Source organism: Stenotrophomonas sp. STEN014, from assembly GCF_056760315.1.
In genome coordinates, this window is the sequence record NZ_JBRREN010000002.1 from 295,085 (window position 1) to 320,401 (window position 25,317).

Consider the following 25,317-nt stretch of genomic DNA (forward strand, 5'->3'; position numbering starts at 1 on the left):
GATCAGGGAGAAGGGCGTGGGCCGAACAGGGCGGTGCCAACGCGGACCATCGTTGCGCCCTCGGCGATGGCCAGCGCGAAGTCGCCGCTCATGCCCATCGACAGTGTATCCACCTGCGGGTACAGCCCCGCCAGGGCATCGAACAGCTCCCGCATACGCGCGAATGCGGCGCGCCGGCGTTCCGCCTCGGGGTGGGGCGCGGGAATGGCCATCAGCCCACGCAGGCACAGCATCGGCTCCCGGGCGATGGCGGCGGCCAGCGCCTGGACCTCGTCCGGGCTGCAGCCGTGCTTGCTGTCCTCATCGTCGATGTTGACCTGGATCAGAACATTGAGCGGCGGCCGCCCTGCCGGACGGTGACGGGCAAGCGCGGTGACCAGCTTGGGCCGGTCCACGGTCTGTACCCAGTCAAAGGTCCGGGCGGCAAGCTCGGCCTTGTTGGACTGCAGGTGGCCGATCAGGTGCCATTCCAGCCCCAGCGGCGCCAATGCCTGCACCTTGGCGGCCGCTTCCTGCACATAGTTCTCGCCAAACGCCCGCTGGCCTTGCCCGGCCAGCGCGGCAATCGCCCCGGCCGGTTGCAGTTTGGAAACCGCCAGCAGGCGCACCAGGTGCGCGGCCGGTGAAATAGCGGTAATTTCCCGCACAAGCGCGGCTAGTGGCACAGTGGACACACGGGTCTACCTCTTACGTGGGAACGCTATACTGCCTGCCAGGGGAAACACCTTCCAGATACACGCAACGCAGGGGATATAGCGGCGTATGGATATCGCTGAACTTTTGGCGTTCTCGGTCAAGAACAAGGCCTCGGACCTCCACCTTTCCGCCGGCTTGCCGCCGATGATCCGCGTGGACGGTGACGTCCGCCGCATCAACATCCCGGCGCTGGACCACAAACAGGTGCACGCGCTGGTCTACGACATCATGTCGGACAAGCAGCGTCGCGACTACGAAGAGTTCCTCGAGGTCGACTTCTCGTTCGAGATTCCCTCGCTGGCGCGCTTCCGTGTCAACGCGTTCAACCAGAACCGTGGTGCCGGTGCGGTGTTCCGTACCATTCCCTCGGAAGTGCTGACGCTGGAAGATCTGGCCTGCCCGCCGATCTTCCGCGAGCTGATCGAACAGCCGCAGGGCCTGATCCTGGTCACCGGCCCGACCGGTTCGGGCAAGTCGACCACGCTGGCGGCGATGATCGACCACATCAACAAGAACGAATACGGCCACATCCTCACCGTCGAGGACCCGATCGAATTCGTGCACACCTCGCAGAAGTGCCTGATCAACCAGCGCGAAGTGCACCGCGACACGCATGGCTTCAACGAGGCGCTGCGCTCGGCGCTGCGTGAAGATCCGGACATCATCCTGGTCGGCGAATTGCGTGACCTGGAAACCATCCGTCTGGCACTGACAGCCGCGGAAACCGGCCACCTGGTGTTCGGCACCCTGCACACCAGTTCGGCGGCCAAGACCATCGACCGTATCATCGACGTGTTCCCGGCAGGCGAAAAGCCGATGGTGCGCTCGATGCTGTCCGAATCCCTGCGCGCGGTGATTTCGCAGGCACTGCTGAAGAAGGTGGGCGGCGGCCGCATCGCCTCGCACGAGATCATGGTGGCCACCCCGGCCATCCGCAACCTGATCCGTGAAGACAAGGTGGCGCAGATGTATTCGGCGATCCAGACCGGTCAGCAGGTGGGCATGATGACGCTGGACCAGAATCTGCAGGATCTGGTCAAACGCAGCCTCATCACGCGCAACCAGGCCAAGGAATACGCCAAAGACAAGCGACTGTTCGAATGATCGGTGTGGTGTTGATCCGTAACCGTAGCGCCTCTGTCGGAGCATTGTCATGAGTACCATCGACTTCACCTCGTTCCTCAAGCTGATGGCGCATCAGAAGGCGTCGGATCTGTTCATCACCGCCGGCATGCCGCCGTCGATGAAGGTGAATGGCAAGCTGTCGCCGATCACCCAGACGCCCCTGACGCCGCAGCAAAGCCGTGACATGGTGCTCAACGTGATGACGCCGGCGCAGCGCGAGGAGTTCGAGAAGACCCACGAGTGCAACTTCGCCATCGGCCTGTCCGGTGTCGGCCGCTTCCGCGTGAGCTGTTTCTACCAGCGCAACCAGGTGGGCATGGTGCTGCGTCGTATCGAGACGCGCATCCCGACCGTGGAAGAGCTGAATCTTCCGCCGGTCATCAAGACCCTGGCGATGACCAAGCGCGGCATCATCCTGTTCGTCGGCGCCACCGGTACCGGCAAGTCGACCTCGCTGGCAGCGATGATCGGCTACCGCAACCAGAACTCGACCGGGCACATCATCACCATCGAGGATCCGATCGAGTTCGTGCACAAGCACGAGGGCTGCATCATCACCCAGCGCGAAGTGGGTATCGACACCGACAGCTGGGAGGCCGCCCTGAAGAACACGCTGCGGCAGGCGCCGGACGTGATCATGATCGGCGAAATCCGTACCCGTGAAGGCATGGACCACGCCATCGCGTTTGCCGAAACCGGCCATCTGGTGCTGGCCACGCTGCACGCCAACAACGCCAACCAGGCGATGGACCGCGTTATCAACTTCTTCCCGGAAGACCGCCGCAACCAGTTGCTGATGGACCTGTCGTTGAACCTGAAGGGTGTGGTGGCGCAGCAGCTGGTGCCCACGCCCGATGGCAAGGCCCGCCGCGTGGCGATGGAGATCATGCTTGGCACGCCGCTGGTGCAGGATTACATCCGCGAGGGTGAGATCCACAAGCTCAAGGAAGTGATGAAGGACTCCGTGCAGCTGGGCATGAAGACCTTCGACCAGAGCCTGTTCGAGCTGTACCAGGCCGGTGAGATCAGCTACGACGATGCGCTGCGCTACGCCGACTCGCAGAACGAGGTGCGTCTGCGCATCAAGCTTGCCCAGGGTGGCGATGCCAAGACGCTGGCGCAGGGGCTTGATGGCGTGGAGATTGCCGAGGTCCGCTGACCGCATTTTTTCATCGACATCGCTGGAAGGAGTAACTGCAGATGGAAGTGCAAAACCCCTATCTCCCTCCAGCGGCTCCGGTGGTCCCGGTCCCTGCGCCGGCCGCTGTTGCGCGGCCGGCTTCTGTTCCGGTTGAATCTGGAACAGCGCAGGTGCACCCGGAGGTGTTTGCTCCGTCCACCGGCAAGCTGGTCATGATGAGCCTGTGCACGTTCGGTCTGTACGTGCTGTACTGGTTCTACCGCAACTGGCAGGCCATTTCCGACCAGGAGGGTGGGGATATCTGGCCGTTCTGGCGCGCGGTGTTCGCACCGCTGTGGGGATTCAGCTGTTTCCCCCGGCTCAACAGTTACGTTTCCAGCCGGCGGCGGCAGCTGGCGTTTCCGCCGCTAGTGCTGGCACTGGTGTTCTTCCTGCTCAACTTCATCGCCAACCTGTCGATGTTCTTTCCGCGCAACATCGGCAAGAACATGTGGGTGATCGGCCTTTTCACCTTTGTTCCGCTGCTGCCGATGAACTCGCTGATGCGCAGCTACCAGCAGTCCCTGCGGATGGACATGCGCCGCCAGGATCGCCTGCTGGTCTGGCACATCCTGATCATCCTGTTCGGCGGCTTGCTGTTGCTGCTGGGGCTGGCGGGCATTTTCCTGCGCGGTTGAGTCGGCCAATGTCCGGGCCACGGCGCCGTGCTCAGGCCTGCATCCACGCCGGGCCAATCGCGGCGATGCGCGCTTGCACCGGGCAGTCCTGGCGGTGCGCGCCTGGCAGGTAGCCCAGGCTCATCAGGAACTCGCCGGTGATCTCGCCACCGGTGAAACGGAAGGTCTTCTTGAACAACTTCACCCAGTCCGCCTTGGGCAAGGCATGGTGGGCATCCAGCCACTGGACGAAGCCGCCGTGGCTGGCGCGCAGCTGCTGGATCACCTGCGCGTTGTGGATGGCCGCATGCACCTTCAGGCGGTTACGGATGATGCTGGCATCGTTGAGCAGGCGCGCGACATCGCCCTGGCCATAGGCGGCCACCTTGTCCACCGCAAAACGGTCATAGGCGGCGCGGAAGCCCTCGCGTTTTCTCAGAATGGTTTCCCAGCTCAGCCCGGCCTGGTTGATCTCCAGCACCAGCCGCTCGAACAGCTCGCTTTCCTCACGCTGCGGAAATCCGTACTCGTGGGCGTGGTAGTGGGCGTGAACAGGGTGGCCGGGAGCGATATCGCAATAGCTGGACATGGGCGCAGGCGCAGGTAAGGGCGGCGTGATTATCCGCCAGCACGCCTTCAACGGTGGTAAACGCTAGAATAGGCGCATGTCCGCGCTGTCTTCCCCACTTGCCAATCACCTGCTGGTGGCGCTGCCGTCGCTGCTCGATCCCCATTTCGCCCGCAGCGTTTCGCTGATCTGCCAGCACGATGAGAATGGTGCGATGGGCGTGATGGTGAACCAGCCCTCCGAGTACACCCTGGGCGAGGTGTTGATGCAGATGGATATCGTCTCCGATGATGAGGCCCTGTGCGCACAGCCAGTCCTCAGCGGCGGTCCGGTGCATACCGAACGCGGCTTTGTGATCCACGACGATGCCCGCAGCTGGGATTCCAGCCTGACGGTGGCCGAAGGTCTGTACCTGACCACCTCGCGCGACATCCTCGAGGCGATGGCGCGCGGGGATGGGCCGCGGCATGCGCTGGTCACGCTGGGATGCGCGGGCTGGGGCGCCGGCCAGCTGGAGCAGGAGCTGGCTCAAAACAGCTGGTTGACCGTGCCGGCCGATGCCGGGCTGCTGTTCGATACACCGATGGACCAGCGCTGGCAGCTGTCGGCTGCGCGCATCGGGGTGGACCTGTTCCGTCTGGCGGGATACAGCGGACATGCCTGATCCGGCCCTTTCCACCGACAGCACGGTTCTCGGGTTCGATGTCGGTTCACGCCGGATCGGCGTGGCGATTGGCAGTTCCTTCGGTATGAATGCCCGTGCGATCGCGGTGATCGATGTGCACGCTGCCGGGCCTGACTGGACTGCGCTGGATAGCCTGTTCAAGGACTGGCGTCCGCACGGTCTGATCGTCGGTGATCCGTTGACACTTGATGGCGAGGACCAGCCCAATCGCAAGCGCGCGCGTGCTTTCGCGCGGCAGCTGCAGCAGCGCTACAAGGTGCCGGTGTTGATGATCGACGAGCGCTCGAGCTCGGTGGAGGCGGCGCGCCGCTTCGCTGTCGAGCGCTCGGAGGGTCGCAAGCGTCGTCGTGATGCGGTCAATCTGGACGCGCTCGCCGCGGCGGTCATCATCGAGCGCTGGCTGTCGGCTCCGCACGACGCCATTCCTGTTTCCTGACTCCTGCAAAGACCTCTGCCATGACCGCTTCGCAACTCGATGCACAAGGACGTTTGCGCCACCTGCTGACCCTGGAAGGGCTGCCCCGCGAGAACCTGCTGCAATTGCTGGATCGTGCCGGTCAGATCCGAGATGCGGCGATGGGCCGGGTCGGCAACAAGCGCTCCGTGCTTGCCGGTACCGCCGTGTGCACGCTGTTCTTCGAGCCCTCCACGCGCACCCGCAGTTCGTTCCAGCTGGCCGCGCAGCGGCTGGGCGCCGATGTGCTGAACTTCGATGCGTCCACCTCATCGGCACGCAAGGGCGAAACCGCCTGCGACACGTTGCGCAATCTGGAGGCGATGGGCGTGCGCGGCTTCATCGTGCGCCACCCCGATGATGGCGCGGTGGCTGAGCTGGCCGCGGCTGCGGGCGAGGGCACCGCACTGGTCAATGCCGGCGATGGTCGCAGCGCGCACCCGACCCAGGGCCTGCTGGACATGCTGACCTTGCGTCAGGCCAAGGGACCGGATTTTTCGAAACTGAAAGTGCTGATCACCGGCGATGTGAAGCACTCGCGGGTGGCCCGTACCGACCTGCATGCGATGCGTACGCTGGGCGTGGGCGAGATCCGTGTGTGTGGCCCGCAGGCGCTGCTGCCGGACGAGGAAACGCTCAAGGGCTGCATCGTCGGCCAGGACTTCGACGCGATGCTGGAAGGCGTCGATGCGCTGATGATGCTGCGCTTGCAGCGCGAGCGCATGGAAGAAGGGCTGGTGCCCTCGCTGGAGCAATACCACGCCGAATACGGCCTCACCGCCGAACGCCTGAAACGTGCGGGCAAGGATGCGGCGGTGTTGCACCCGGGGCCGATCAACCGCGGCGTGGAGGTCACCGACGAGGTCGCCGATGGCCCGCAGTCCTGGGTGCTGCGCCAGGTCGCCAACGGCGTGGCGGTGCGCATGGCAGTGCTGGAAACGCTGCTGGCCTGATCATCCGGTTCAGGGACGGGAGGTCGCGGTGCTGTCAGCATCGGCCTTGCGCTGCAACTGCTGGATGTAGATCAGTTCGTTGGCGGCGATTCTGCTTTCCGGGTCCAGCTGCAACGATGCCTCGTAAGCCTGTCGGGCGGCCGGAAGGTCGCCCAGTTCGATCAGCGCAAACCCGGTGCCGCGCAGTGCCAGTGCTTCCAGATAGGCCGCTTCGGGGTGGCTGCGGGTGAGCGCCAATGCCTGCCGATAGTTTTCCAGTGACCCGGCCCAGTCGCGGCGGCGGGTGAGGGCCGCGCCGCGTTCGGTCAGTGGCTCGGGTTCGTAGGGCGCGCTGGCATGGGCCTTGTCCAGCCAGCGCAAGGCCTGCTCGATCTGGTCCTGCTCCACGGCGATATAGCCCAGATGCTTGTAGGCATTGGCGCAGGCCATATCCAGCCAGTCGGTGGGCTGGCCATCGCCGCGGGTATCCAGATAGTGCAGATACTGGCGCTGGCTGCGGAACGCCCGTACCTGGCGTCCGGGTACGGCGAGGTAGGCGTCACACTGCCTCGCCGCATCCAGCAGGGCAGGCCTGGCCCTGGCGTGATCGCCTTTCAGGCTCTGTGCGATGGCCTGCTCCACGGGTATGCGTAGCTGGCTTCCCAAAGCCGGCTCTGCCGCAGGGGAGCGCAGCGGTGTAGTGCTCAGCACCGGAGGACTGGTCTCACTCTGGGCCAGTGCAACGTTGCAAAGGCCGGCGACAACCAGCAACAGCAGGCGCATACAACGTTCCTTGGCAAGGGCGCTGGGGCGAGCCTAGCGCATTGGACAGGGGACTGTCAGGGGCACAACGCCCTGCTCAGGCGCGCGGGGCCATCGCCAGAATCTCCAGTTGCTGCCGGGCTTCAACGTTGCCTGCCGCGGCGGCGGCCTGTACGGCGGCCAGATCCGGGTGCTGGATAATCAGCAGCGGGAATTCGCATTGCGGGCAGCTGTATTCGGTCTGCTCATCGTGCAGCTCCATTTCCATCTGCCGCGAGGCACCTTGCCAGTCACAGGAAGGGCAGGTGTGGGTGTGCTCGCGCCAGCCGGGCTGGTAGTAGTCGTGGATGGTAACGGTCATGGGGTACTCAGTGCAGCAGGATCAAAGTGGCAAGGCCGAGGAAGCTGAAAAAGCCCATCACGTCGGTCACTGCGGTCACCACCACGGTACCGGCGACGGCCGGATCCACGTTCATGCGCTTGAGCATCAGCGGCAGCAATACACCGGCCAGCGCGGCGGCGCAGAAGTTGATGATCAGCGCCAGGGTGATCACCACCGACAACAGCATGCTGTGGAACCACAGGAAAGCGATGATGCCCACGACCACGCCGATCAGGGTGCCGTTGATCAGTGCCACGCGCATTTCCTTCCACAGCAGGATGCGGGCGTTGCTGGGGCCGACCTGACCCAGCGCCAGACCGCGCACCATCAGCGTCAGCACCTGCACCGCAGCGTTGCCGCCGACGCCGGCGACGATCGGCATCAGTACCGCGAGGGCGACGATTTTCTCCAGCGTGACTTCGAACTGGCCGATCACCGAGGCGGCGAGGAAGGCCGTGCACAGGTTGATGCCCAGCCACACCACGCGGCCGCGCACCGCGCGCTTGATCGGCGAGAACAGATCCTCTTCCTCGTCCAGACCGGCGGCGCCGAGCGCCTGATGCTCGGCCTGCGAACGGATGATGTCGACCACGTCGTCGATGGTGATGCGGCCGAGCAGGATGTTGTTGTCGTCCACCACCGGCGCCGAGACCCAGTCGTGGTCGGAGAACTGGCGCGCGACTTCCTCGGCGCTTTCGCCGACATCGATGGCCGGCTGCTCGTCGTCGATCAGGCGGTTGATCGGCGTGCTGTCCTCATGCGTGACCAGCGCCGCCAATGACAGCCGGCCCAGATACTGGTGGCGACGGCTGACCACGAACAGGTGATCGGTGTGATCGGGCAGCTCACCGCGCAGGCGCAGGTAGCGCAGCACCACATCGACGTTGACGTCGGCGCGCACGGTGACCACATCCGGATTCATCAGGCGGCCGGCGGTATCCTCCGGATACGACAGCACCTGCTCCAGCCGCTCGCGGTTCTCGCGATCCATCGACTTGAGGACTTCGTCGATGACGGTATCGGGCAGATCCTCGACCAGATCGGCCAGATCGTCGATGTCCAGGTCTTCGACCGCGGCGATGATCTCGTCCGGGTCCATGTCCGCCAGCAGGCTTTCGCGGACTTCATCACCGACGTGGACCAGCACCTCGCCGTCGTCTTCCGGATCGACCAGTCCCCATACGACTTCGCGTTTGCCCGGCGGCAGCGATTCGAGCAGGTTGCCGATCTCGGCCGGCGCCAACGTGTTGACCAGGCGACGCACCGGCCCCAGGCGCCCACTGTCGAGCGCATCGGAAAGCAGGCGCAGCTGTCGCGCGGTCTTGTCGTGGCGTACGGCTTCGGCCATCGGAGCTCCAGAGAGAAGAAAAGGCCGTTATCCGGAGACAGGATGCGGCATCAGCGGTGTCCAGCGCGTCATTATTGCGTGCGCGCATCAGGGATGCACCGTGTTTCTACGCCGGTGGCAGCTCAGGCCGGAGCCGATTCGCGGATCCAGCGCTCAATGCCGCGCCGATCACGTGCCTGCAGCAGCTTCTTGCCGCGCTGGCGCAGCATGCGCAGATCGCTGTCGCGAATGGTGCGGCGGACCTCCAGCAGCGTGGCCGGATGCAGGCTGAACTCGGTCAGGCCCAGTGCCAGCAGCAGCGGCACCATCTGCGGATCGCCCGCGATCTCCCCGCATACCGCCACCGGTGTGGCGTGTGCCTGCGCGGTCTGGATCACCTGCGCCAGCAGCCGCAGCACAGCCGGATGCAGTGGCGAATACAGCGCGCCCACAGCCTCGTTGTTGCGGTCGGCCGCAAGCAGGTACTGCACCAGATCATTGGTGCCGATGGACAGGAAATCCACCTGGTCAATGAGCGTCTCCAGTGCGATCGCCGCTGCCGGCACTTCGATCATCGCGCCCAGTGGCGTCTGCTCCGCCACGGCATGACCCTCGGCCCGCAGCGCCACCGCCAGGCGGCTCATGCGCCGTTTGACCGCCAGAATCTCCTCGCGCGCGCTGACCATCGGCACCAGCACGCGTACCGGTCCATAGCCGGAGGCGCGCAGGATCGCCCGCAGCTGGGCATCGGCAACCTTGGGGTGGGCCAGCGACAGGCGCACGCCGCGCAGCCCCAGTGCCGGATTCTCCTCGCTGGTCAGCGCCAGCCCGGTGCGGTCGGCCTTGTCCGCCCCCAGGTCCAGCGTGCGGATGGTGACCGGGCGGCCACTCATGCCCAGTACCGTGTCGCGGTAGATCTGGAACTGTTCCTCTTCCGTGGGCAATTCGTTGCGCTGCAGGAACAGGAACTCGGTGCGGTACAGGCCCAGGCCGTGCGCGCCCATCGCGTGGGCGCTGGCGACATCCTCGTGCGATTCGGCGTTGGCCAGCAGGGTGACGTCGACACCGTCGCGGGTGCGGGTGGGTTTGGAGCGCAGCCGTCCCAGTTCGCGTTGCTCGCGGGCCAGCTCGCGCAGGCGCACCCGGTACTGGCGCAGGTCCTCGGCACCGGGATCGAGGGTGACCTCGCCCGTGCCGCCATCCAGAATCAGCACGTCACCGTCATTGATGCGGCTGAGCACCCCGCTGGCGGCGACGACCAGCGGCAGGTGCAGACTGCGCGCCAGGATGGCGCTGTGCGACAACGTGCTGCCGGCGCTGCTGACAATACCGACGACGCCCTGCGATTGCAGCTGCGCCAGTTCAGACGGGGCGACGTTCTCGCAGACCAGGATCTCGCCGGCCAGTCCCTTCACTCCGGCCGGACGTTTGTGCAAAAACGCGTGGATGCGCCCGATGACGTGATCCAGGTCATCCAGACGGCTCTTCAGATAGGCGTCTTCCATGCCTTCGAAGACCTGGGCGAGCCGGTCGCGCTGGGTGCGCAGCGCATAGGTGGCGCTGTAGCGGTTGTTGCGGATCAGGTCATCCAGCGCCACCAGCAGTTCGGGATCATCCAGCAGCATCGCATGCAGATCGAGGAACTCGCCGACTTCGGCGGGCAGTGCACCTTGCAGGCGATGGCGCAGGTCGCGCATTTCCGCGCGGGCGGCGTCCAGGGCCAGGTGCAGGCGTTCCAGTTCGGCCGGCACCGCCGCGGCGGGCACGTGCTTTTTGCCGGCCTCCTGGGTGTAGGGCAGTCTCACCCGGGCACGGCCCAGCGCGGTACCGCGGGATGCGCCATGGCCGTGCAACCGGATCACCACCGCGCGCTCCCGCACCGTGTGACGGCAGTGCGCTGCTGGGGCGAGCAGCGGGCCATCAGTTGTCCTCGTCGAAACGCCGTTCGAACAGATCCACCACAGCCGCCAGTGCCGCCGCTTCGTCTTCGCCATCCACGCGCACGGTGACCGGCGTGCCCTGGCCGGCGGCCAGCAACATCACGCCCATGATGCTCTTGGCGTTGACCTCGCGGCCTTTGGCCAGCAGCGTGGCGTTGGCGCGGTAGCCGGACAGCAGCTGCACCAGTTTGGCTGTCGCGCGGGCATGCAGGCCCAGGCGGTTGGATACGGTGAGTACTTGTTCAAGCATCGTCGATGATGGCTCCATTGCGTGCGCCCGCCGCGGCAGTGGCGGGCAGTTGGTCCAATCCCTGTTCCGGATAGTTCATGACCCGCAGCAGCATCGGCAGATTGAGTGAGGACACGCGCCGCACCGGCGTGCCAAGGCGTGCGAGCCGGGCAGCCAGATTGCTGGGGCTGGCGCCGTACAGGTCCGTCAGCACCAGCACGCCGGCCTCACTCTCCACCCTGCGCAGCGCGGCCGAGGCCCGGGGCAGCAGGGCGTCGAGATCCGCATCGAACGGTACTTCGAAGGCTTCGGTTTTCAGCGGAAGTTGTCGCAGCAGATGTCTGGCAACGTCCAGCAGGGCACTGCCGACACCGGGATGGGTAATTAGGAGAACGCCACAGTTCATGCTGGAACGTTAACAGGTCAGACCGAGTCCGCGATAGCGGCAAAGACAGCCTTTTCCGGGTGATTCAATCCTGTTCGCGATGGAATGTGGCCACGTCCTGCCAGCCGCGATCCCGGGTGTGGCGTGCCAGCCGTTCGGCCAGATACACCGAACGGTGTTTGCCACCGGTGCAGCCGAAGGCGACGGTCACATAACTGCGGGTTTCGCTGCCGAGTTTGGGCAGCCAGGTGTCCAGCAGGTCCTCGATCTGGCTGACATAACGTACGACCTCGGGTTGGGCGTCCAGGTGCTCGCGGACCTCGCGGTCGCGGCCGGTCAGCGACCGCAGTTCCGGGTCCCAGTGCGGGTTCGGCAGGACCCGCGCGTCGAACACGAAATCCGCCTCGGCCGGCACGCCGCGCTTGTAGGCAAAGGATTCAAACAGCAGCGACAGCGTGCTTTCCTTGCTCAGCGTGAAGTCGGTGATGACCCGGCGGCGCAGCTGGTGCACGTTGAGTTTGCTGGTGTCGATCACCGCGTCGGCTTCGCGCCGCAGCGGTGCCGTCAGCTCGCGCTCGCGGGCGATCGCCTCGGGCAGCGACAGGCCCAGGTGGCTGAGTGGATGGCGGCGCCGGGTATCGGCATAGCGCGCCAGCAGGGTGTCGTCGTTGGCTTCGAAAAACAGCAGTCGCGCATCAATGCCGTATTCCCGTGCTGTCTGGCGCCAGCGTGCCAGCTGGCTCAGGTCACTGCGTCCGCGCACATCGATACCCACGGCCATGCGCTGCGGGCTGTTTTCCGTCCCTTCACCGAGCACGCTGCGCACGAAGTCCGGCAGCAGGTTCACCGGGATATTGTCAGAACAGTAGTAATCCAGATCCTCGAAGGTCTTCAGCGCGACGGATTTGCCCGAACCGGACAAGCCGCTGACGATGACGAGAGTCGGGGAGGACGACGCGTTCATGGGGTGCGTTGCTCCAACAGGTTGCTGTGGCGGGCGATGAACATGGCGGCCGGATCGATGCCTTTGGTGCGCAGGATATGCAGCCGGGTGGCCGCTTCGGTCAGCACCGCGAGGTTGCGGCCGGGCATCACCGGCAAGGTGATCAGCGGCACATCCAGATCCAGTACGTGACGCTTGCCCGAATCGCCGGTCAGGCGCTCGTAGCCATAGCTGCCCGGTTCGGTCATCGGCTTGGTCAGGTGGACGATCAGGCGAAGATACTTGTTCTTCTTTACAGCCGTGTCACCGAACATCTGGCGCACGTTGAGAACGCCCAGGCCACGCACTTCCAGCAGATCCTGCAGCAGTTCGGGGCAGGTGCCGTCCAGGACGTCCGGGGCGATCTGGGTGAATTCAGGTGCATCGTCGGCCACCAGCCGGTGTCCGCGGGAAAGCAGCTCCAGTGCCAGCTCGCTCTTGCCCGAACCGGCTTCACCGGTGATCAGCACGCCGATCGAGTAGATCTCCATGAATACGCCGTGCAGGGTGATGCGCGGCGCCAGGGTGCGGGCAAGGTGGTAGGAAAGGTGGTTGAGCAGCTCGTGACCGCGCTTGGGCGAGATCCACAGCGGCGTCTGCGACTCATCGGCCGCGGCGCGCAGGTCTTCCGGGCAGCCGTGATTCTTGGTGATGACCAGTGCCAGCGGGTGGGCCTGGATGATGCGCTCGATGACCTCCCAGCGCTGGCGCGCATCGAGCGAATCCAGCCACGCGAGCTCCTCGGTACCGAGGATCTGCACCTTGTTCGGGTAGATGGTGTTCAGATAGCCAGCCAGTGACGGGCGCCGGGCGACGGTATTTCCGGCTTCCAGCTCGCGCTTGCCGCCGGCCTGCCCGGCGACCCAGCGCAGGTCCAGGCGTTCGCGCTGCTGGTCGAAGAGTTCACGCGCGGTGATGCTGGTATTCATGCCGAATGCACCCGCTGTGGATCGTCAAGAATCTGCTTGAGAGCTGTTTCATCCGCGGCCTCGCGCAGGGCCGCGCGTATGCCGCTGTCGGAGAACATCTCCGCCAGCTCGGACAGCAGCATCAGGTGTTGATGGGTGTAATGCGCCGGCACCGCCATCGCGAAGACCAGATCGACCGGCTCGTCGCCACCGAAGTCCACGGGTTGCACCAATCGCAACAAGGCGCCACGGGGGCGTTCAAGCGTGGCCGAGCGGCCGTGTGGAATGGCGATGCCATGGCCGATGGCGGTGCTGCCGACGCCTTCGCGCTCGCACAGGCTCTGGAAAATACGGTCTTCAGCGGCTTCACGGCAGGCCAACAAACGGGCGGCGGCACGAAGGGTGCTGTTGCGATCAGCGGCCGCGAGCACCTGGGTACTCACGGCCGCCATCAGGTCATTCAGGGGCATGTCTGCAACGGGCGAGGGCGTCTGTCAGCCATTGTCGCGCAGTGCATGCGGTGCGTGGGGAAGATTCTTTTCCTTGTACCTGATAACCAGCCGGTCGAGCTTGTCGGCCAGGATGTCGATGGCCGCATACATGGTCTGTGCGCCGGCTTCGGCGTGCAAGGTCTGGCCGGGGAGGTTGGCGCTGGCGTCGACGTGGTGTTCGTTCTTCTGCAGTGACAGTGTCACCCGGACTTCGCAGTGCTGGTCGAAGTGTTTGGCCAATCGCTGCAGCTTGGTTTCCACATACTCCTTCAGGGCGGGCGTGACTTCCACGTCTTTGCCAAACGTCTCGATACGCATCGGATTCCTCCTGTGGTTCGGGGTTGCCTTGATGAACCCAGCGCCAGACCTGCGAATGCTTCAGACGATGCGGACGCGTTCGTGGGAGGCGGAGATGTTCATGGCTTCACGATACTTCGCAACGGTGCGCCGCGCTACCGGTATGCCGGAGGTTTTGAGCATTTCAGCCAGCTTGGCGTCAGAAAGCGGCTTGCGCGGGTTTTCCGCCTCGATCAGCTTGCGGAGCATCGACTGGATGGCGGTGCTGGAGGCTTCACCGCCGCTGTCGGTGTCGATGCCCGAGGCGAAAAACGCGCGCAGCGGCAAGGTGCCGCGCGGGGTACGGACATATTTGCGGGCGATGGCACGCGAAATGGTGGATTCATGCAATTCCAGCTCGCCGGCGATCTCGCGCAGGGTCAGCGGGCGCAACGCCTGCGCGCCGAACTCCAGGAACGCGGCCTGGTGATGCAACAGGCGGTTGACCACACGCAGCAGGGTCTCGCCGCGCGCTTCCAGGCTCTTGAGCAGCCACCGGGCCTCCTGCAGCTGGGCGCGCAGATAGCTGGCATCGGCATCGCCACAGCGGCGGATCAGCTGCTCGTAGCCACGGTGGATGACCACGCGTGGGCCGGCATGGCCGGCCAGGGCCGCGCGCCAGACGCCGCGCTGGCGCCACACCACGCAATCCGGGACGACATAGCTGTCTGTGGAAAGCTCGCCGATCTGCTTGCCCGGGCGCGGATCCAGCGAGCGCAGCAGTTGCACCGCTTCATCGACGGCGGCCACCGGCTGTTTCAGCTCCTGGGCGATTCCGGCGATGCCCGCGCGTGGCAGGCGCTCGAGTGGACCGTCGGCGATCACCCGCGCCAGCGCCAGTCCGGCGGTATCTGCCGGCAGGACGTGCAGCTGCAGTTTCAGGCATTCGCCCAGCGTGCGTGCGCCAATGCCGACCGGATCGAAGCGCTGGATCTGGTGCAGTACGGTCAGGATTTCGTCTTCGTCCGCGCGGATATCCGGCAGCAGCGTCTGCGCGATGGCCGCCAGCGGTTCGCGCAGATAGCCGTCGTCATCGAAGGCATCGATCAGCGCTGCACCTATCGTGCGGTCGCGGCTGTTAAGGGGGGACAGGTGCAGCTGCCAGAGCAGGTGGTCGGCGAGCGTTTCCGGCTCGGCCACGCGGTCGCTGGCATCGTCGTCATCGCCGTCGAACGATCCGCTTTTCCCGCCGCCCCAGTCCGGATCATCGGTGGACCAGTCCGGCCGATCCTCGTCCTTGCCGCTGTCGGCCGTTGATCCGCTGCGTTCGCCGGTGTCGCTGGCCGCGGTCTGTTCGGCGTTCTCGGCCCATTCCAGCAGTGGATTGGTTTCCACCGCTTCGGCCAGCTCCACTTCCAGCTCGGTGCTGGACATCTGCAACAGCTTGATGGCCTGACGCAATTGCGGCGTCATGACCAGATGCTGTCCCAGCGATGTCTGCAGCCGTGCTTTCATGCCGGTGCCTGTCCAGGAAGGGCGGAGGGCCGGGCGGTCGCCGCTCAGAGGGTGAAGGTGTCCCCGAGATACACGCGGCGAACGTCGGTATTGGCCAGCAGTTCGTCCGGTGCCCCCTGCGCCAGTACGCTGCCTTCATTGAGGATATACGCGCGGTCGCAGATTCCCAAGGTCTCGCGCACGTTGTGGTCGGTGATCAGCACCCCGATGCCACGCTGCTTGAGGTGGGTGACGATGCGCTGGATCTCGCCGACCGAGATCGGATCGACACCGGCGAAAGGTTCATCGAGCAGGATCAGGCGTGGCTTGGCGGCCAGCGCGCGGGCGATCTCGCAGCGACGGCGTTCGCCGCCGGAGAGGCTGGCACCGGCCTGCTCGGCAACGTGACCGATCTGCAGCTCGTCCAGCAGCGAAGACAGCTCGCGCTCGCGGCCTGCGGCATCCAGGTCCTCGCGCAGTTCCAGCACCAGGCGGATGTTGTCGGCCACGGTGAGCTTGCGGAACACCGACGGTTCCTGCGGCAGATAACCCACCCCCAGCTTGGCACGCGAGTACATCGGATCGGAGGTGATGTCGCGTCCGTCCAGCTCGATACGGCCGGCGTCGCTCTCCACCAGGCCCACGATCATGTAAAAACAGGTGGTCTTGCCGGCGCCGTTGGGGCCGAGCAGGCCCACCACTTCGCCGGCCGCCAGGGTCAGGCCGAAGTTCTTGACGACTTCGCGTTTCTTGTAGCGCTTGCGCAGGCCTTCGGCGATGAGCATTACTTCTTCTCTCCCGGGGTTGCGGCCTTGTTCTTGGGCTGGATCACGGTGCGCACACGGGTGCCGTCGCCGCCGCTCTGCATGGCGCCGGAACGGGTGTTGTAGACCATGCGCTGGCCGGAGTTGGAGCCGCGCTCGGAGTCGACCTTGTAGTTGCCGGTCAGGATGATGATTTCGCTGCCGACGTTGTAATCCATGCTGTCGGCGCGGGCGTTCATCCAGGTGTTGTCGTCCATCTGCTGTTTCAGCGTAGCCTGTTTGCCTGTCAGCACGACACGTTCGGTTTCACCGTTTTTCTGGATCACGTCGGCGGTATCGGCATGGATCTCCAGCGTGCCCTGGTTGATGACCACGTTGCCGCTGAAACGGCACTTGCCGTTGTCACCGGTCATGTTGCAGTCGCTGCTGGTCGAGTCGATGGTCATCGGCTGGTTGCGGTCGGCGGCCTTGGACCAGGCCAGACCCGGCGCAAGGAGGCCGGCGAGCAGAGCGAGTGACGCGAGCTTAGCGGGCAGCAGTGGGTTCATAGCGGGTCTTGACCTGGGAAAGGAGGGAATATTGGCCGGATTTGAGATTGGCCCGGAAGCCGACACCGCTCTGGTGCAGGCCGGGGCGGGTCATGGTGACCTGCCCGTCGGTACGGGCCAGATTCTGCTCGGGGAACACATCCAGTGCATCGGTGCGGAAGGTGGTGGGCGGGGTTTTGCCGTCGCTGGGGCTGTCGCCGGCGACATTGCCGCGCAGGCGCATCTCCTCGCCCTTGGCGCTGACCCAGCCGGTGTCCGATTGCAGCTGCCAGTGGTGGCCGGCCGCATCGGGCAGCAGGAACAGCGGACGGGTGATGGTCATCGATTCATCGGCCCGGCTGCGCTCCATGCTGGGCGCCCGCAAGGTGGTGGATTCCTTGCCTTGCTTGTCGAGCGCCACGATCTCGAAATCGCTCAGCACGTAGTCCGAGCGCAGGCTGTCGGCAGCGACCGGAACGGCCGCTTTGCGGTGGTGCCAGGCCGACCAGCCGCTGGCCAGCGCGGCCACGGCCAGGCCAATGCCGAGCAAGGTGCGCCAGTTCATCGTGCATACCTCGCCAGCACCGCATCCAGCTTTCCTTGCGCGGCCAGCAGCACGTCGCACAGTTCGCGTGCGGCGCCACGGCCGCCGGCGGCACGGGTCTGCCAGTGCACGCGCTCGGCGATCCAGGGGTGCGCGTCCGCCGGTGCCACCGCCAGGCCGACCGCGCACAGCGGCGCCAGATCGGGCAGGTCGTCGCCCATGAAGGCCACCTGCTCCAGGCCGATGCCGTGCTGTTGGCACAAGGCGCGCACGCTGGCGAGCTTGTCGCCGACCGCGATCTGGGTGTCGATGCCCAGGTCGGCGCCGCGCTTCTGCGCGGACAGGCTGTTGCGCGCGGTGATCAATACCGGATGGATGCCATGCTGCTGCAGCAGTTTCAGGCCCAGTCCGTCCTGCACGTAGTACGCCTTGCTCTCGTTGCCGGCATGGTCGTAGAACAGGCGGCCGTCGGTCAGCGTGCCGTCCACGTCAAAGCACGCCAGCCGGATGGCGCTGGCGGTGGCATGCAGGGCGGAGGGAAAGTGCTCGAGCGGGGAATAGGGCATGTGCGGTGCGGTCCGTTGCGGCTTGACCGGGCCGGGGCCCGGAACGCGTCATTGTGCGGGCTTTAAACCACTTTTGCCCGCAACAGGTCATGAATATTCAGGGCGCCGACCGGACGGTTGCCGGCATCGACGACGATCAGGCCGTTGATCTGGTGCGTCTCCAGCAGACGCGCGGCTTCCACGGCCAGCTGGTCGGCGCCGATGGTGCGCGGGTTGCGGGTCATCACCTGGGCGATGCCGGCGGTGCGCACGTCCAGGTCGGTATCCAGCGCCCGGCGCAGGTCGCCATCAGTGAACAGTCCCGCCAGGCGACCCTGGGCATCGACGATGGCGGTCATGCCCAGACGCTTGCGGCTCATCTCCAGCAGTGCCTCGCTCAGACTGGCATCCTCGCGCACGCTGGGCAGGTCCTCGCCGCTGTGCATCACATCGGTGATGTGCAGCAGCAGGCGCCGGCCGAGGCTTCCGGCCGGGTGCGAGCGGGCGAAATCATCGGCGGTGAAGCCGCGTGCATCGAGCAGGGCCACCGCCAGCGCATCGCCCATCGCCAGCGAGGCGGTGGTGCTGGAGGTCGGCGCCAGCGCCAGCGGGCAGGCTTCGTTGGCGACGTTCACATCCAGATGCACGTCGGCAGCCCTGGCCAGGCTGGACTGTGGCTTTCCGGTCATCGAGATCAGCGGGTTGCCCTGGCGCTTGAGCACCGGCAGCAGCATCAGCACTTCGTCCGACTCGCCGGAATAGGACAGTGCCAGCACCACGTCGTCCTCGGTGATCATGCCCAGGTCGCCATGGCCGGCTTCACCCGGGTGCACGTAGAACGCCGGGGTGCCGGTGGAAGCCAGGGTGGCGGCGATCTTGCGCGCGATGTGCCCGGATTTGCCCATGCCGGTGGCGACCACCCGGCCGCGCGCGCCCAGGATCAGGCGGCAGGCGGCAGCGAACTCGGCGCCCAGGCGGTTGCCGACGCGGTCCAGCTCGGCCTGTTCGATCTCAAAGACACGGTGGCCGCTGGCGATCAGGTCGGCATCACGGACCGCGTTCAGCGAAAGGGGGGAAGCAGCCATACGGGCGCCACTCGGAATAGTAGAATGGGCGCCCATTTTATTAGGAAAGCGCTTTGGACGCCGAAACCATCCGAAACCTGATCGAAACCGGCCTGCCAGGCGCCCGTGCGGACGTGCAGGGTGACGACGGCGTGCATTTCGATGCCACGGTGGTGTGCGAGGCGTTTGCCGGCAAGCCGCTGCTGGCGCGGCACCGCATGGTCAATGCCACGGTCAAGGCGCAGCTGGACAGCGGCGCGATCCACGCGCTGGCACTGAAAACCGTTACGCCGGCAGAAGCCGGCTGAGCCGGCAACTCTCTCCTTTCTACTTATCGGCCCTTACTCCATGGCAAAAATCGTAGTCACCGGCGGCCGCGCGCTGAACGGTGAGGTCAATGTTTCCGGCGCCAAGAACGCCGTTCTGCCGATCCTGTGCGCCACCTTGCTGGCCGATGCGCCGGTGGAGATCACCAACGTGCCGCACCTGCATGACGTGATTACCACTGTGAAGCTGCTCGGCGAGCTGGGCGCCAAGGTCACCATCGACCAGGGCACGCTCTCGCGCGGCAGCGCGATCGTGGTCGATCCGCGCACCGTGGATCAGCATGTCGCCCCGTATGAGCTGGTCAAGACCATGCGCGCCTCGATCCTGGTGCTGGGGCCGTTGCTGGCCAAGTTCGGTCAGGCCGAAGTGTCGCTGCCGGGCGGTTGCGCGATCGGCTCGCGTCCGGTGGACCAGCACATCAAGGGCCTGCAGGCACTGGGTGCGCACATCACCGTGGAGAACGGCTTCATCAAGGCGCACGTGGATGGCCGTCTGAAGGGCGGGCACTTCACTTTCGACATGGTCAGCGTGACTGGTACCGAGAACGTGCTGATGGCCGCGGTGCTGGCCGAAGGCACCACGGTGCTGGACAACGCGGCGATGGAGCCGGAGGTGTCGGATCTTGCGCATTGCCTGATCGCACTGGGCGCGAAGATCGAGGGCATCGGCACCGCGCGGCTGGTGATCGAAGGCGTCGAGCGTCTGGCCGGCGGCCGCCATGCGGTACTGGCCGACCGCATCGAAACCGGCACCTTCCTGGTGGCCGCGGCGATGACCGGCGGGCGCATCGTGGTGCGCAATGCGCGTCCGGACACGATGGATGCGGTGCTGGCCAAGCTGGTCGAGGCCGGTGCGGAGATCGAAACCACCGAAGACACCATCACCCTGGACATGCATGGCAAGCGGCCCAAAGCGGTCAATCTGACCACCGCGCCGTATCCGGCGTTTCCGACCGACATGCAGGCGCAGTTCATGGCGCTGAACTGTGTGGCCGATGGCGTGGGCGTGATCAACGAAACCATCTTCGAGAACCGCTTCATGCACGTACAGGAGCTGCAGCGGCTGGGGGCGGACATCCAGATCGAGGGACGCACCGCGATCTGTCGCGGGGTCGAGCGCCTGAGCGGCGCGCCGGTGATGGCGACCGACCTGCGTGCTTCGGCGTCGTTGATCCTGGCCGGTCTGATGGCCGATGGCGACACCACCATCGACCGCATCTACCACCTGGACCGTGGCTACGAGAACATCGAGGAAAAGCTCGGTGCGCTCGGTGCCGGCATCCGGCGCATCGCATGATCATCAAGGGCCGCTTCACGCCGCGTCGGCGGGCCTTGCTGGTGCTGGTGCTGATCGCGCTGGCCTGGCTGGGCTGGGCCTGGTATTCCGGCGTGGCGATCACCCGCGGGGTGGAGAAGGAGCAGATGGACTGGAATGGCGATGGCCAGGTCAGCCGTGACGAGTTCCTGCAGGCCTTCTACGCGGTGACGGTGCAGGATGCGGAGGAGGGCAATCGCCAGTGCCGCAGCTTCCTGTGGCGCAGCAGCGGCGAAGAGTTCCGCCGTGACTGCAAGACGGTGTTCAAGCGCGATGCTTCGGCCAAGTGAGGTCGCAGCAACAGAAAAGCCCGGCATTTGCCGGGCTTTTTTTGTGGCCGCGGGGGTCAGTGGATCGACTTGATGGTCAGGTCCAGTGCGTCCTGGCCGTTTTCCCGTTGCAGCAGGCGCGCGGGCACCGGCATGCCGGCCACGATCCAGGCGATCTGCTCCTTGTTGCCGTCCACACGCGAGACTTTGGTGGCCTCGCGCGGCTTGCCATCGATCGTGACGTTTTCCTTGCCGATCACCCGGTAGGTCATCGGCTTGATGCGGCCGTCGTCGACCATGCGGTAGTTCAGCGGTTTGCCGGCGGCCAGGTCGCGGGCGATGGCGAGGTTGATCAGCAATGCATCCATGTCGCCATCGCGCAGGCGGATCGGGCCGCGGCGTTCGGGCTTCACATCGCCACTCCAGGTGGCCTGCTTGCTGTTCCAGTCATAGCTGGCATCGACCTGCTTGCGCTTGACCAGCAGCACCGAGCGGTCGTGGCTGCTGAGCGGGCGCAGTTTGCCGGCCAGCTCATCGAACACCGTGCTCTGGCTCAGATCGGCCATCGGGTTCTTGATCTGCAGGCTGTAGCGCCAGCGATTGGCGCCCTCGGCGGCCAGCGTCATCACGCCGTTGGCCTGCATGCCCATGTAGCTGGCCTGGTAGTTCGCGGTGAAGGGCTCCATCGCCAGTACCGGCAGGCTGGCCAGGGCCAGGACAGCGGTGGCGGCGATGCGAAGCAGGCTCGGAATACGGTTCATGCTCAGGCTCCTTGGTATTCGATCAGGCGCAGGTCGATCTCGTCCTCGCCGTCTTTGCGTTGCAGGATGCGCACCGGTGTGGGTACGCCATTGGCGATCCACAGGACGGTTTCGTCATTGCCACCGTTGGTGCGGAATACCCGCAGGGCGTCATAGCTCAGGTCGCCGATCTGGACGTTCTCGGTGGCATCGGCGGCCTGGTATTCGTACTGGCGGACGCGGCCGACATCGACATAACGGTACTGCAGCGTCTGCCCGGGGCGGGCGTCGCGCATCAGTGACAGATTCAGCAGCAATGCGCTCTGGTCGCCGCGCTGCAGCGGGATCGGCTGCTGCCGTTCCTTTTTCAGGTCGCCCTGCCATTGCGCGGTGCCAGTCTGCCAGTTGTAGACGCCGGTGACTTTCTTGCCCAGGAACAAGGCCTTCTTCACCGTGCTCTGGCTGAGCGGGGTGTAGACGCTGCCCTCGTTGTTGAAGACGGTGCTCTGTTCCAGATTCAGCCCCAGCACGCTGGCGAATCCGCGTTTGCCGCGGACGGCCATATCCACCCGCCATTGCGCGCCTTCGCTGTGCACGACGCGCAGCGTCGCGTCACCGGCTTCCTTGCCCTTGTAGAAGGCCTGGTAGGTGGCCACGAACGGTTCCAGCGCCGGCGCGGTCCATTCGGTGGCCGGCAAGGGCACTGCCGGTGCCGAGGGCTGCTGTGCGGAGGCGCCTGCCGCTACCAGCAAGGTGATCGGCACCAGCGATTTGAATGGCGCGAATGTCATGCGGGACCAGGTCCGTAAGGGAAGGAGGATCATGCCAGCCGACCGGTTGGCGCTATGTGGGGATCAGGCGCAAAGGGTTCCGGCGGAATCTAGGCGCAGCGGCCTAAACAGGGACTGACCATCCAGGCGGATGCTGCCATCCTGTTCAGTTACGCGGCCGGTGGCGAGCAGGCGTACGCTGGCCAGCAGCAACGGGTGCTCCACCGCCAGTACCCGTGCCGCCAGCGATTCGGGTGTGTCATCGGCCAATACCGGTACCCGGGCCTGGGCGATCACCGCCCCGGCGTCCAGTTCAGGTACGACGAAGTGCACGCTGGCGCCATGTTCGGTGTCGCCGGCCTCGATGGCGCGGGCGTGGGTGTGCAGGCCCTTGTGCCGCGGCAGCAGCGAGGGGTGGATGTTGACCAGAAGGCCGCTGAAACGCTCGACGAAGCCGGACCCCAGGATACGCATGTAGCCGGCGCAGACGATCCAGTCCGGATTGCAGGCGGCCACCGCATCGCCGAGCGCTTCATCGAACGCCTCGCGGCTGGCGAAGTCCTTGGGCGAGCGCGCCCAGCGCGCTGAGGCGGGCACCTTGTCCAATGCACGGGCGCCGGGTCGGTCGGAAAATACGCCGACGATCCGCGCCTCCAGCTGGCCGGCGGCGATGCCATCGATCAGGCATTGCAGGTTGCTGCCGCGCCCGGAGGCGAGCACCGCGATACGGGGCGGGACGGTCATCGTGTGGATTTCCTGGTCAATGGCCATGTCAGCAGGCTGCCGAGCGTAGACAGCAGCATGTCGGCGTGTGCGTCCCAGATGTCACCTTGCTGGCCGTTGTAGGCCTCGGCCGCATCCGGTGACAACAGCAGGGCGATGCCCCACTCGAACCATTCGTAGACCAGGCTGGAGCACATGATCACCATCACCGCCAGTGTGAAGGCCTGGCCGCCACGCAGCGCCGGCCAGCCATGGCGCGCCAGCTGGGCCAGCGCCGGGGTGAAGCACAGGCCGTAGAGCACGTGGATCAGCCGGTCGAAATGGTTGCGTTGCCAGCCGAAGGCCGCATCCGGTGACCAGCCGGTCAGCGCCTGCGCCCACAGATCATAGGGAACGTTCGAATACAGCCAGCGGGCGCCGATGCTGTGCAGGGCGATGAAGCCGCAGATCGCCACGAACGCGCCATTGCCCAGGGGCCAGCGGCGGTCCACCCACCCCAGCGCGGCCAGGCCGATGATGGTCAGCGAGCTGTGCAGGGCCTGCTCCAGCGGCCACATCGGTTTGATCCAGGTGGCGATGAACACCGCCAGCACGGCGAAGAAAGCGGCTTTCTTGGTGGCGCTCATGCAGGGTGGCGCGGCAGCAAGGCAAGTGGAGACGGTGCGGGTTTCAAGCGAACGCCGCCTTGACCTGCGGTCGCATCAGCACGATCAGGGTGAATATCCCCAGGACCGTGCCGAAGGGCATCAGCATGCAGGAGAGGGCGGCCACCACCAGACACAGCGTGTAACGCCGGCGTCGCGTCAGGCAGCGCCCGGCGTAGGCTATGAAGCCGGCCAGGGTCAGTCCGCAGACGATCATCACCCCGGCGAAGATCACGAAGATCCAGCCGAACATCTCCGGGGCGATGGGCGGGTTGCCCGGGTGGGTCGGCTGCATCGGCAGCGTGCCGTTGACCATGGCCAGCCCCATCACCAGGTGCAGCACCGGGAACAGCGAAAACAGCCCGGTGATCGCCGCCACCACATAGTGGAAGATCGCCAGCAGCCGCAGCTGGCTGGCGTTGTCCTCGGCCAGCGCTGGCGGCCGGACGGGGGGATTCACTGCATCCATGAGTGGCTCCTTGCGGATCGGCGGTTTCAGCCGATCCGCACGCGCTCGTCGCCGGTGGCGGGCACCACTTCACCGATCTGCCAGTGCGCCAGCGCCAGCGCATCGAGCGCGGCGTTGATGGCAGCCACTTCGGCGGCCGGTACGGCCAGCACGAAGCCGATGCCGCAGTTGAAGGTGCGCCACATCTCGCTGTCGGCGACATTGCCTTCGCGCTGCAGCCACTGGAACACCGGCGGCAGGGTCCAGCTGCGGGCATCGATGGTGATGCCCAGACCCTCAGGCACGACCCGGATGATGTTCTCGGTCAGGCCGCCACCGGTGATGTGGGCCATGCCGTGGACCGAAGCGCCGTGCGATTTGAGCAGCGACAGGATCGGCTTGACGTACAGGCGGGTCGGCGCCATCAGCGCGTCCAGCAGCGGTGTGCCATCTTCCAACACCACGTCGGTCGGGCTGCCGGCGCGCTCGTAGATGCGGCGCACCAGCGAATAGCCGTTGGAATGCGGGCCGGAGGAGGCGATGCCGATCAGCACATCGCCCTGGGCCACGGCCGAGCCGTCCTTGAGCTCGCTCTTTTCCACGCCGGCGACGGTGAAACCGGCCAGGTCGTACTCGCCCGGCGCGTACATGTCCGGCATCTCGGCGGTTTCGCCGCCGATCAGCGCGCAACCGGCCTCGGTGCAGCCGTTGGCGATACCGCCCACGACGGCCGCGGCGGTGTCGATATCGAGCTTGCCGGTGGCGAAGTAGTCCAGGAAGAACAGCGGCTCGGCACCTTGCACCAGCACGTCGTTGACGCACATGGCGACCAGATCGATGCCGATGGTGTCGTGGCGGCCCAGCTGCTGGGCCAGCTTCAGCTTGGTGCCGACGCCGTCGGTACCCGACACCAGTACCGGCTCGCGGTACTTGTTGGACAGGTCGAACAGGGCGCCGAAACCACCCAGTCCGCCCATCACTTCAGGACGGAAGCTGCGCTTTACCAGCGGCTTGATGCGCTCGACCAGCTCGTTGCCCGCGTCGATGTCGACACCGGCGTCACGGTAGGTGAGGGGAGAGTTGGCAGAGGTCGGGGAACTGGTCACGGGCGGCTGCACTGGCGGAGTGAACGGTCGATTTTAACAGGCCACGTTGGCGCGAAGGCCGCATTCGGGCAACAATTCCCTCCGGAAACCGTCGAGCAA

Annotated in this window: 33 protein-coding genes; 9 read left to right on the forward strand and 24 right to left on the reverse strand. The window is 65.5% G+C overall.

Features of this window, described 5'->3' with window-relative positions; translation table 11 throughout:
• Window positions 1–2 precede the first annotated feature (2 nt).
• A complete protein-coding gene (locus ACVOMC_RS04045) occupies window positions 3–665 on the reverse strand; it encodes a YggS family pyridoxal phosphate-dependent enzyme (RefSeq protein WP_481523064.1) in 663 nt (220 codons plus the stop codon).
• A 97-nt stretch (window positions 666–762) separates the two neighbouring features.
• On the opposite strand from ACVOMC_RS04045, the gene ACVOMC_RS04050 reads away from it, so the two are divergent.
• The 3 genes from ACVOMC_RS04050 to ACVOMC_RS04060 all read left to right on the forward strand — a co-directional run bounded on the left by ACVOMC_RS04050 (window position 763) and on the right by ACVOMC_RS04060 (window position 3,639).
• Window positions 763–1,800 (forward strand): type IV pilus twitching motility protein PilT, encoded by a 1,038-nt coding sequence (locus ACVOMC_RS04050; protein WP_481522899.1) that lies wholly within the window; start codon window positions 763–765, stop codon window positions 1,798–1,800.
• Between the two features lie 49 nt (window positions 1,801–1,849).
• Window positions 1,850–2,980, forward strand: a complete 1,131-nt coding sequence (locus ACVOMC_RS04055; protein WP_057506320.1) for a PilT/PilU family type 4a pilus ATPase — start codon at window positions 1,850–1,852, stop codon at window positions 2,978–2,980.
• A 164-nt stretch (window positions 2,981–3,144) separates the two neighbouring features.
• Window positions 3,145–3,639 carry a hypothetical protein gene (locus ACVOMC_RS04060; protein WP_481522900.1) on the forward strand — a complete coding sequence of 165 codons (495 nt, stop codon included), beginning with the start codon at window positions 3,145–3,147 and terminating at the stop codon, window positions 3,637–3,639.
• Window positions 3,640–3,670: 31 nt separating this feature from the next.
• Here ACVOMC_RS04060 and ACVOMC_RS04065 read toward each other — a convergent pair whose 3' ends face one another.
• A complete protein-coding gene (locus ACVOMC_RS04065; protein WP_481522901.1) occupies window positions 3,671–4,207 on the reverse strand; it encodes a DNA-3-methyladenine glycosylase I in 537 nt (178 codons plus the stop codon).
• A gap of 76 nt (window positions 4,208–4,283) precedes the next feature.
• Between ACVOMC_RS04065 and ACVOMC_RS04070 the strand changes: the two genes are divergently transcribed.
• Genes ACVOMC_RS04070 through ACVOMC_RS04080 form a run of 3 tightly spaced genes read left to right on the forward strand, consistent with a single transcriptional unit; the run spans window position 4,284 to window position 6,278 of the window.
• Complete coding sequence (locus tag ACVOMC_RS04070) at window positions 4,284–4,850, forward strand: YqgE/AlgH family protein (RefSeq protein ID WP_481522902.1); 567 nt, start codon at window positions 4,284–4,286, stop codon at window positions 4,848–4,850.
• Window positions 4,843–5,307, forward strand: coding sequence for a Holliday junction resolvase RuvX (ruvX, locus tag ACVOMC_RS04075; RefSeq protein ID WP_481522903.1), 465 nt, complete (start codon window positions 4,843–4,845; stop codon window positions 5,305–5,307). The genes ACVOMC_RS04070 and ruvX overlap by 8 nt, the downstream gene beginning before the upstream one ends.
• 20 nt (window positions 5,308–5,327) lie before the next feature.
• On the forward strand, window positions 5,328–6,278 hold the full coding sequence (locus tag ACVOMC_RS04080) for an aspartate carbamoyltransferase catalytic subunit (RefSeq protein WP_054658369.1): 951 nt from the start codon (window positions 5,328–5,330) through the stop codon (window positions 6,276–6,278).
• A gap of 9 nt (window positions 6,279–6,287) precedes the next feature.
• Here ACVOMC_RS04080 and ACVOMC_RS04085 read toward each other — a convergent pair whose 3' ends face one another.
• The 16 genes from ACVOMC_RS04085 to ACVOMC_RS04160 all read right to left on the reverse strand — a co-directional run bounded on the left by ACVOMC_RS04085 (window position 6,288) and on the right by ACVOMC_RS04160 (window position 18,898).
• A complete protein-coding gene (locus tag ACVOMC_RS04085; protein WP_481522904.1) occupies window positions 6,288–7,040 on the reverse strand; it encodes a hypothetical protein in 753 nt (250 codons plus the stop codon).
• A gap of 76 nt (window positions 7,041–7,116) precedes the next feature.
• Window positions 7,117–7,380, reverse strand: a complete 264-nt coding sequence (locus ACVOMC_RS04090) for a hypothetical protein (protein WP_481522905.1) — start codon at window positions 7,378–7,380, stop codon at window positions 7,117–7,119.
• Window positions 7,381–7,387: 7 nt separating this feature from the next.
• Entirely contained in the window at window positions 7,388–8,749 is a 1,362-nt protein-coding gene (gene mgtE / locus ACVOMC_RS04095; protein WP_054658365.1) for a magnesium transporter, read from the reverse strand.
• A 122-nt stretch (window positions 8,750–8,871) separates the two neighbouring features.
• Entirely contained in the window at window positions 8,872–10,593 is a 1,722-nt protein-coding gene (ptsP, locus tag ACVOMC_RS04100; RefSeq protein WP_481522906.1) for a phosphoenolpyruvate--protein phosphotransferase, read from the reverse strand.
• Between the two features lie 55 nt (window positions 10,594–10,648).
• Window positions 10,649–10,918 (reverse strand): HPr family phosphocarrier protein, encoded by a 270-nt coding sequence (locus tag ACVOMC_RS04105; protein ID WP_481522907.1) that lies wholly within the window; start codon window positions 10,916–10,918, stop codon window positions 10,649–10,651.
• Window positions 10,911–11,303 (reverse strand): PTS sugar transporter subunit IIA, encoded by a 393-nt coding sequence (locus ACVOMC_RS04110; RefSeq protein ID WP_481522908.1) that lies wholly within the window; start codon window positions 11,301–11,303, stop codon window positions 10,911–10,913. Before ACVOMC_RS04110 ends, ACVOMC_RS04105 begins: the two co-directional genes overlap by 8 nt.
• A 64-nt stretch (window positions 11,304–11,367) precedes the next feature.
• Window positions 11,368–12,246 carry an RNase adapter RapZ gene (gene rapZ / locus ACVOMC_RS04115; protein ID WP_481522909.1) on the reverse strand — a complete coding sequence of 293 codons (879 nt, stop codon included), beginning with the start codon at window positions 12,244–12,246 and terminating at the stop codon, window positions 11,368–11,370.
• Window positions 12,243–13,193 carry an HPr(Ser) kinase/phosphatase gene (gene hprK, locus ACVOMC_RS04120; RefSeq protein WP_054659211.1) on the reverse strand — a complete coding sequence of 317 codons (951 nt, stop codon included), beginning with the start codon at window positions 13,191–13,193 and terminating at the stop codon, window positions 12,243–12,245. Before hprK ends, rapZ begins: the two co-directional genes overlap by 4 nt.
• On the reverse strand, window positions 13,190–13,642 hold the full coding sequence (locus tag ACVOMC_RS04125) for a PTS sugar transporter subunit IIA (protein WP_481522910.1): 453 nt from the start codon (window positions 13,640–13,642) through the stop codon (window positions 13,190–13,192). The genes hprK and ACVOMC_RS04125 overlap by 4 nt, the downstream gene beginning before the upstream one ends.
• 24 nt (window positions 13,643–13,666) lie before the next feature.
• The gene (hpf, locus tag ACVOMC_RS04130; protein WP_054659215.1) at window positions 13,667–13,981 is read right to left on the reverse strand and encodes a ribosome hibernation-promoting factor, HPF/YfiA family; all 315 of its coding nucleotides are present in this window, start codon (window positions 13,979–13,981) and stop codon (window positions 13,667–13,669) included.
• Between the two features lie 60 nt (window positions 13,982–14,041).
• Complete coding sequence (locus tag ACVOMC_RS04135; RefSeq protein ID WP_054659217.1) at window positions 14,042–15,454, reverse strand: RNA polymerase factor sigma-54; 1,413 nt, start codon at window positions 15,452–15,454, stop codon at window positions 14,042–14,044.
• A 44-nt stretch (window positions 15,455–15,498) separates the two neighbouring features.
• The gene (gene lptB, locus ACVOMC_RS04140; RefSeq protein WP_481522911.1) at window positions 15,499–16,218 is read right to left on the reverse strand and encodes an LPS export ABC transporter ATP-binding protein; all 720 of its coding nucleotides are present in this window, start codon (window positions 16,216–16,218) and stop codon (window positions 15,499–15,501) included.
• Entirely contained in the window at window positions 16,218–16,745 is a 528-nt protein-coding gene (gene lptA / locus ACVOMC_RS04145) for a lipopolysaccharide transport periplasmic protein LptA (protein ID WP_481522912.1), read from the reverse strand. The genes lptB and lptA overlap by 1 nt, the downstream gene beginning before the upstream one ends.
• Window positions 16,723–17,289 (reverse strand): LPS export ABC transporter periplasmic protein LptC, encoded by a 567-nt coding sequence (lptC, locus tag ACVOMC_RS04150; RefSeq protein ID WP_481522913.1) that lies wholly within the window; start codon window positions 17,287–17,289, stop codon window positions 16,723–16,725. The genes lptA and lptC overlap by 23 nt, the downstream gene beginning before the upstream one ends.
• Window positions 17,286–17,834, reverse strand: coding sequence for a KdsC family phosphatase (locus ACVOMC_RS04155; RefSeq protein WP_481522914.1), 549 nt, complete (start codon window positions 17,832–17,834; stop codon window positions 17,286–17,288). Before ACVOMC_RS04155 ends, lptC begins: the two co-directional genes overlap by 4 nt.
• 62 nt (window positions 17,835–17,896) lie before the next feature.
• On the reverse strand, window positions 17,897–18,898 hold the full coding sequence (locus ACVOMC_RS04160) for a KpsF/GutQ family sugar-phosphate isomerase (protein ID WP_481522915.1): 1,002 nt from the start codon (window positions 18,896–18,898) through the stop codon (window positions 17,897–17,899).
• 53 nt (window positions 18,899–18,951) lie between these two features.
• Here ACVOMC_RS04160 and ACVOMC_RS04165 point away from each other — a divergent pair, with 53 nt between their 5' ends.
• The 3 genes from ACVOMC_RS04165 to ACVOMC_RS04175 are packed head-to-tail and all read left to right on the forward strand — an operon-like array spanning window position 18,952 to window position 20,808.
• Window positions 18,952–19,185, forward strand: coding sequence for a BolA family protein (locus ACVOMC_RS04165; protein ID WP_481522916.1), 234 nt, complete (start codon window positions 18,952–18,954; stop codon window positions 19,183–19,185).
• Between the two features lie 40 nt (window positions 19,186–19,225).
• On the forward strand, window positions 19,226–20,500 hold the full coding sequence (gene murA, locus ACVOMC_RS04170; protein WP_481522917.1) for a UDP-N-acetylglucosamine 1-carboxyvinyltransferase: 1,275 nt from the start codon (window positions 19,226–19,228) through the stop codon (window positions 20,498–20,500).
• Window positions 20,497–20,808, forward strand: coding sequence for an EF-hand domain-containing protein (locus tag ACVOMC_RS04175; protein WP_481522918.1), 312 nt, complete (start codon window positions 20,497–20,499; stop codon window positions 20,806–20,808). The genes murA and ACVOMC_RS04175 overlap by 4 nt, the downstream gene beginning before the upstream one ends.
• A 56-nt stretch (window positions 20,809–20,864) precedes the next feature.
• Here ACVOMC_RS04175 and ACVOMC_RS04180 read toward each other — a convergent pair whose 3' ends face one another.
• From ACVOMC_RS04180 to purM, 6 genes are all read right to left on the reverse strand, one after another.
• Window positions 20,865–21,548 carry a DUF3108 domain-containing protein gene (locus ACVOMC_RS04180; RefSeq protein WP_481522919.1) on the reverse strand — a complete coding sequence of 228 codons (684 nt, stop codon included), beginning with the start codon at window positions 21,546–21,548 and terminating at the stop codon, window positions 20,865–20,867.
• A gap of 2 nt (window positions 21,549–21,550) precedes the next feature.
• Window positions 21,551–22,318, reverse strand: coding sequence for a DUF3108 domain-containing protein (locus ACVOMC_RS04185; RefSeq protein ID WP_481522920.1), 768 nt, complete (start codon window positions 22,316–22,318; stop codon window positions 21,551–21,553).
• Window positions 22,319–22,381: 63 nt separating this feature from the next.
• Window positions 22,382–23,041 (reverse strand): phosphoribosylglycinamide formyltransferase, encoded by a 660-nt coding sequence (gene purN, locus ACVOMC_RS04190; protein ID WP_481522921.1) that lies wholly within the window; start codon window positions 23,039–23,041, stop codon window positions 22,382–22,384.
• The gene (locus ACVOMC_RS04195; protein ID WP_481522922.1) at window positions 23,038–23,646 is read right to left on the reverse strand and encodes a DUF2238 domain-containing protein; all 609 of its coding nucleotides are present in this window, start codon (window positions 23,644–23,646) and stop codon (window positions 23,038–23,040) included. Before ACVOMC_RS04195 ends, purN begins: the two co-directional genes overlap by 4 nt.
• Window positions 23,647–23,689: 43 nt before the next feature.
• Window positions 23,690–24,133 carry a hypothetical protein gene (locus tag ACVOMC_RS04200; RefSeq protein WP_481522923.1) on the reverse strand — a complete coding sequence of 148 codons (444 nt, stop codon included), beginning with the start codon at window positions 24,131–24,133 and terminating at the stop codon, window positions 23,690–23,692.
• A 26-nt stretch (window positions 24,134–24,159) separates the two neighbouring features.
• Window positions 24,160–25,218, reverse strand: a complete 1,059-nt coding sequence (purM, locus tag ACVOMC_RS04205; RefSeq protein ID WP_054658957.1) for a phosphoribosylformylglycinamidine cyclo-ligase — start codon at window positions 25,216–25,218, stop codon at window positions 24,160–24,162.
• Between the last annotated feature and the right edge of the window lie 99 nt (window positions 25,219–25,317).

Coding starts and splice junctions, on each gene's coding strand:
- ACVOMC_RS04080 (WP_054658369.1), top strand. CDS start 5,328: ATGACCGCTTCGCAACTCGATGCACAAGGACGTTTGCGCCACCTGCTG.
- ACVOMC_RS04180 (WP_481522919.1), bottom strand. CDS start 21,548: ATGAACCGTATTCCGAGCCTGCTTCGCATCGCCGCCACCGCTGTCCTG.
- lptA (WP_481522912.1), bottom strand. CDS start 16,745: ATGAACCCACTGCTGCCCGCTAAGCTCGCGTCACTCGCTCTGCTCGCC.
- lptB (WP_481522911.1), bottom strand. CDS start 16,218: ATGCTCATCGCCGAAGGCCTGCGCAAGCGCTACAAGAAACGCGAAGTC.
- murA (WP_481522917.1), top strand. CDS start 19,226: ATGGCAAAAATCGTAGTCACCGGCGGCCGCGCGCTGAACGGTGAGGTC.
- mgtE (WP_054658365.1), bottom strand. CDS start 8,749: ATGGCCGAAGCCGTACGCCACGACAAGACCGCGCGACAGCTGCGCCTG.
- ACVOMC_RS04065 (WP_481522901.1), bottom strand. CDS start 4,207: ATGTCCAGCTATTGCGATATCGCTCCCGGCCACCCTGTTCACGCCCAC.
- ACVOMC_RS04200 (WP_481522923.1), bottom strand. CDS start 24,133: ATGGATGCAGTGAATCCCCCCGTCCGGCCGCCAGCGCTGGCCGAGGAC.
- hpf (WP_054659215.1), bottom strand. CDS start 13,981: ATGCGTATCGAGACGTTTGGCAAAGACGTGGAAGTCACGCCCGCCCTG.
- rapZ (WP_481522909.1), bottom strand. CDS start 12,246: ATGAACGCGTCGTCCTCCCCGACTCTCGTCATCGTCAGCGGCTTGTCC.
- ACVOMC_RS04110 (WP_481522908.1), bottom strand. CDS start 11,303: ATGAACTGTGGCGTTCTCCTAATTACCCATCCCGGTGTCGGCAGTGCC.
- ACVOMC_RS04125 (WP_481522910.1), bottom strand. CDS start 13,642: ATGCCCCTGAATGACCTGATGGCGGCCGTGAGTACCCAGGTGCTCGCG.
- ruvX (WP_481522903.1), top strand. CDS start 4,843: ATGCCTGATCCGGCCCTTTCCACCGACAGCACGGTTCTCGGGTTCGAT.
- ACVOMC_RS04105 (WP_481522907.1), bottom strand. CDS start 10,918: ATGCTTGAACAAGTACTCACCGTATCCAACCGCCTGGGCCTGCATGCC.
- ACVOMC_RS04160 (WP_481522915.1), bottom strand. CDS start 18,898: ATGGCTGCTTCCCCCCTTTCGCTGAACGCGGTCCGTGATGCCGACCTG.
- ACVOMC_RS04055 (WP_057506320.1), top strand. CDS start 1,850: ATGAGTACCATCGACTTCACCTCGTTCCTCAAGCTGATGGCGCATCAG.
- ACVOMC_RS04050 (WP_481522899.1), top strand. CDS start 763: ATGGATATCGCTGAACTTTTGGCGTTCTCGGTCAAGAACAAGGCCTCG.
- ACVOMC_RS04195 (WP_481522922.1), bottom strand. CDS start 23,646: ATGAGCGCCACCAAGAAAGCCGCTTTCTTCGCCGTGCTGGCGGTGTTC.
- lptC (WP_481522913.1), bottom strand. CDS start 17,289: ATGAACTGGCGCACCTTGCTCGGCATTGGCCTGGCCGTGGCCGCGCTG.
- ACVOMC_RS04070 (WP_481522902.1), top strand. CDS start 4,284: ATGTCCGCGCTGTCTTCCCCACTTGCCAATCACCTGCTGGTGGCGCTG.
- purN (WP_481522921.1), bottom strand. CDS start 23,041: ATGACCGTCCCGCCCCGTATCGCGGTGCTCGCCTCCGGGCGCGGCAGC.
- hprK (WP_054659211.1), bottom strand. CDS start 13,193: ATGAATACCAGCATCACCGCGCGTGAACTCTTCGACCAGCAGCGCGAA.
- ACVOMC_RS04135 (WP_054659217.1), bottom strand. CDS start 15,454: ATGAAAGCACGGCTGCAGACATCGCTGGGACAGCATCTGGTCATGACG.
- ACVOMC_RS04155 (WP_481522914.1), bottom strand. CDS start 17,834: ATGCCCTATTCCCCGCTCGAGCACTTTCCCTCCGCCCTGCATGCCACC.
- ACVOMC_RS04175 (WP_481522918.1), top strand. CDS start 20,497: ATGATCATCAAGGGCCGCTTCACGCCGCGTCGGCGGGCCTTGCTGGTG.
- ACVOMC_RS04185 (WP_481522920.1), bottom strand. CDS start 22,318: ATGACATTCGCGCCATTCAAATCGCTGGTGCCGATCACCTTGCTGGTA.
- ACVOMC_RS04090 (WP_481522905.1), bottom strand. CDS start 7,380: ATGACCGTTACCATCCACGACTACTACCAGCCCGGCTGGCGCGAGCAC.
- ACVOMC_RS04085 (WP_481522904.1), bottom strand. CDS start 7,040: ATGCGCCTGCTGTTGCTGGTTGTCGCCGGCCTTTGCAACGTTGCACTG.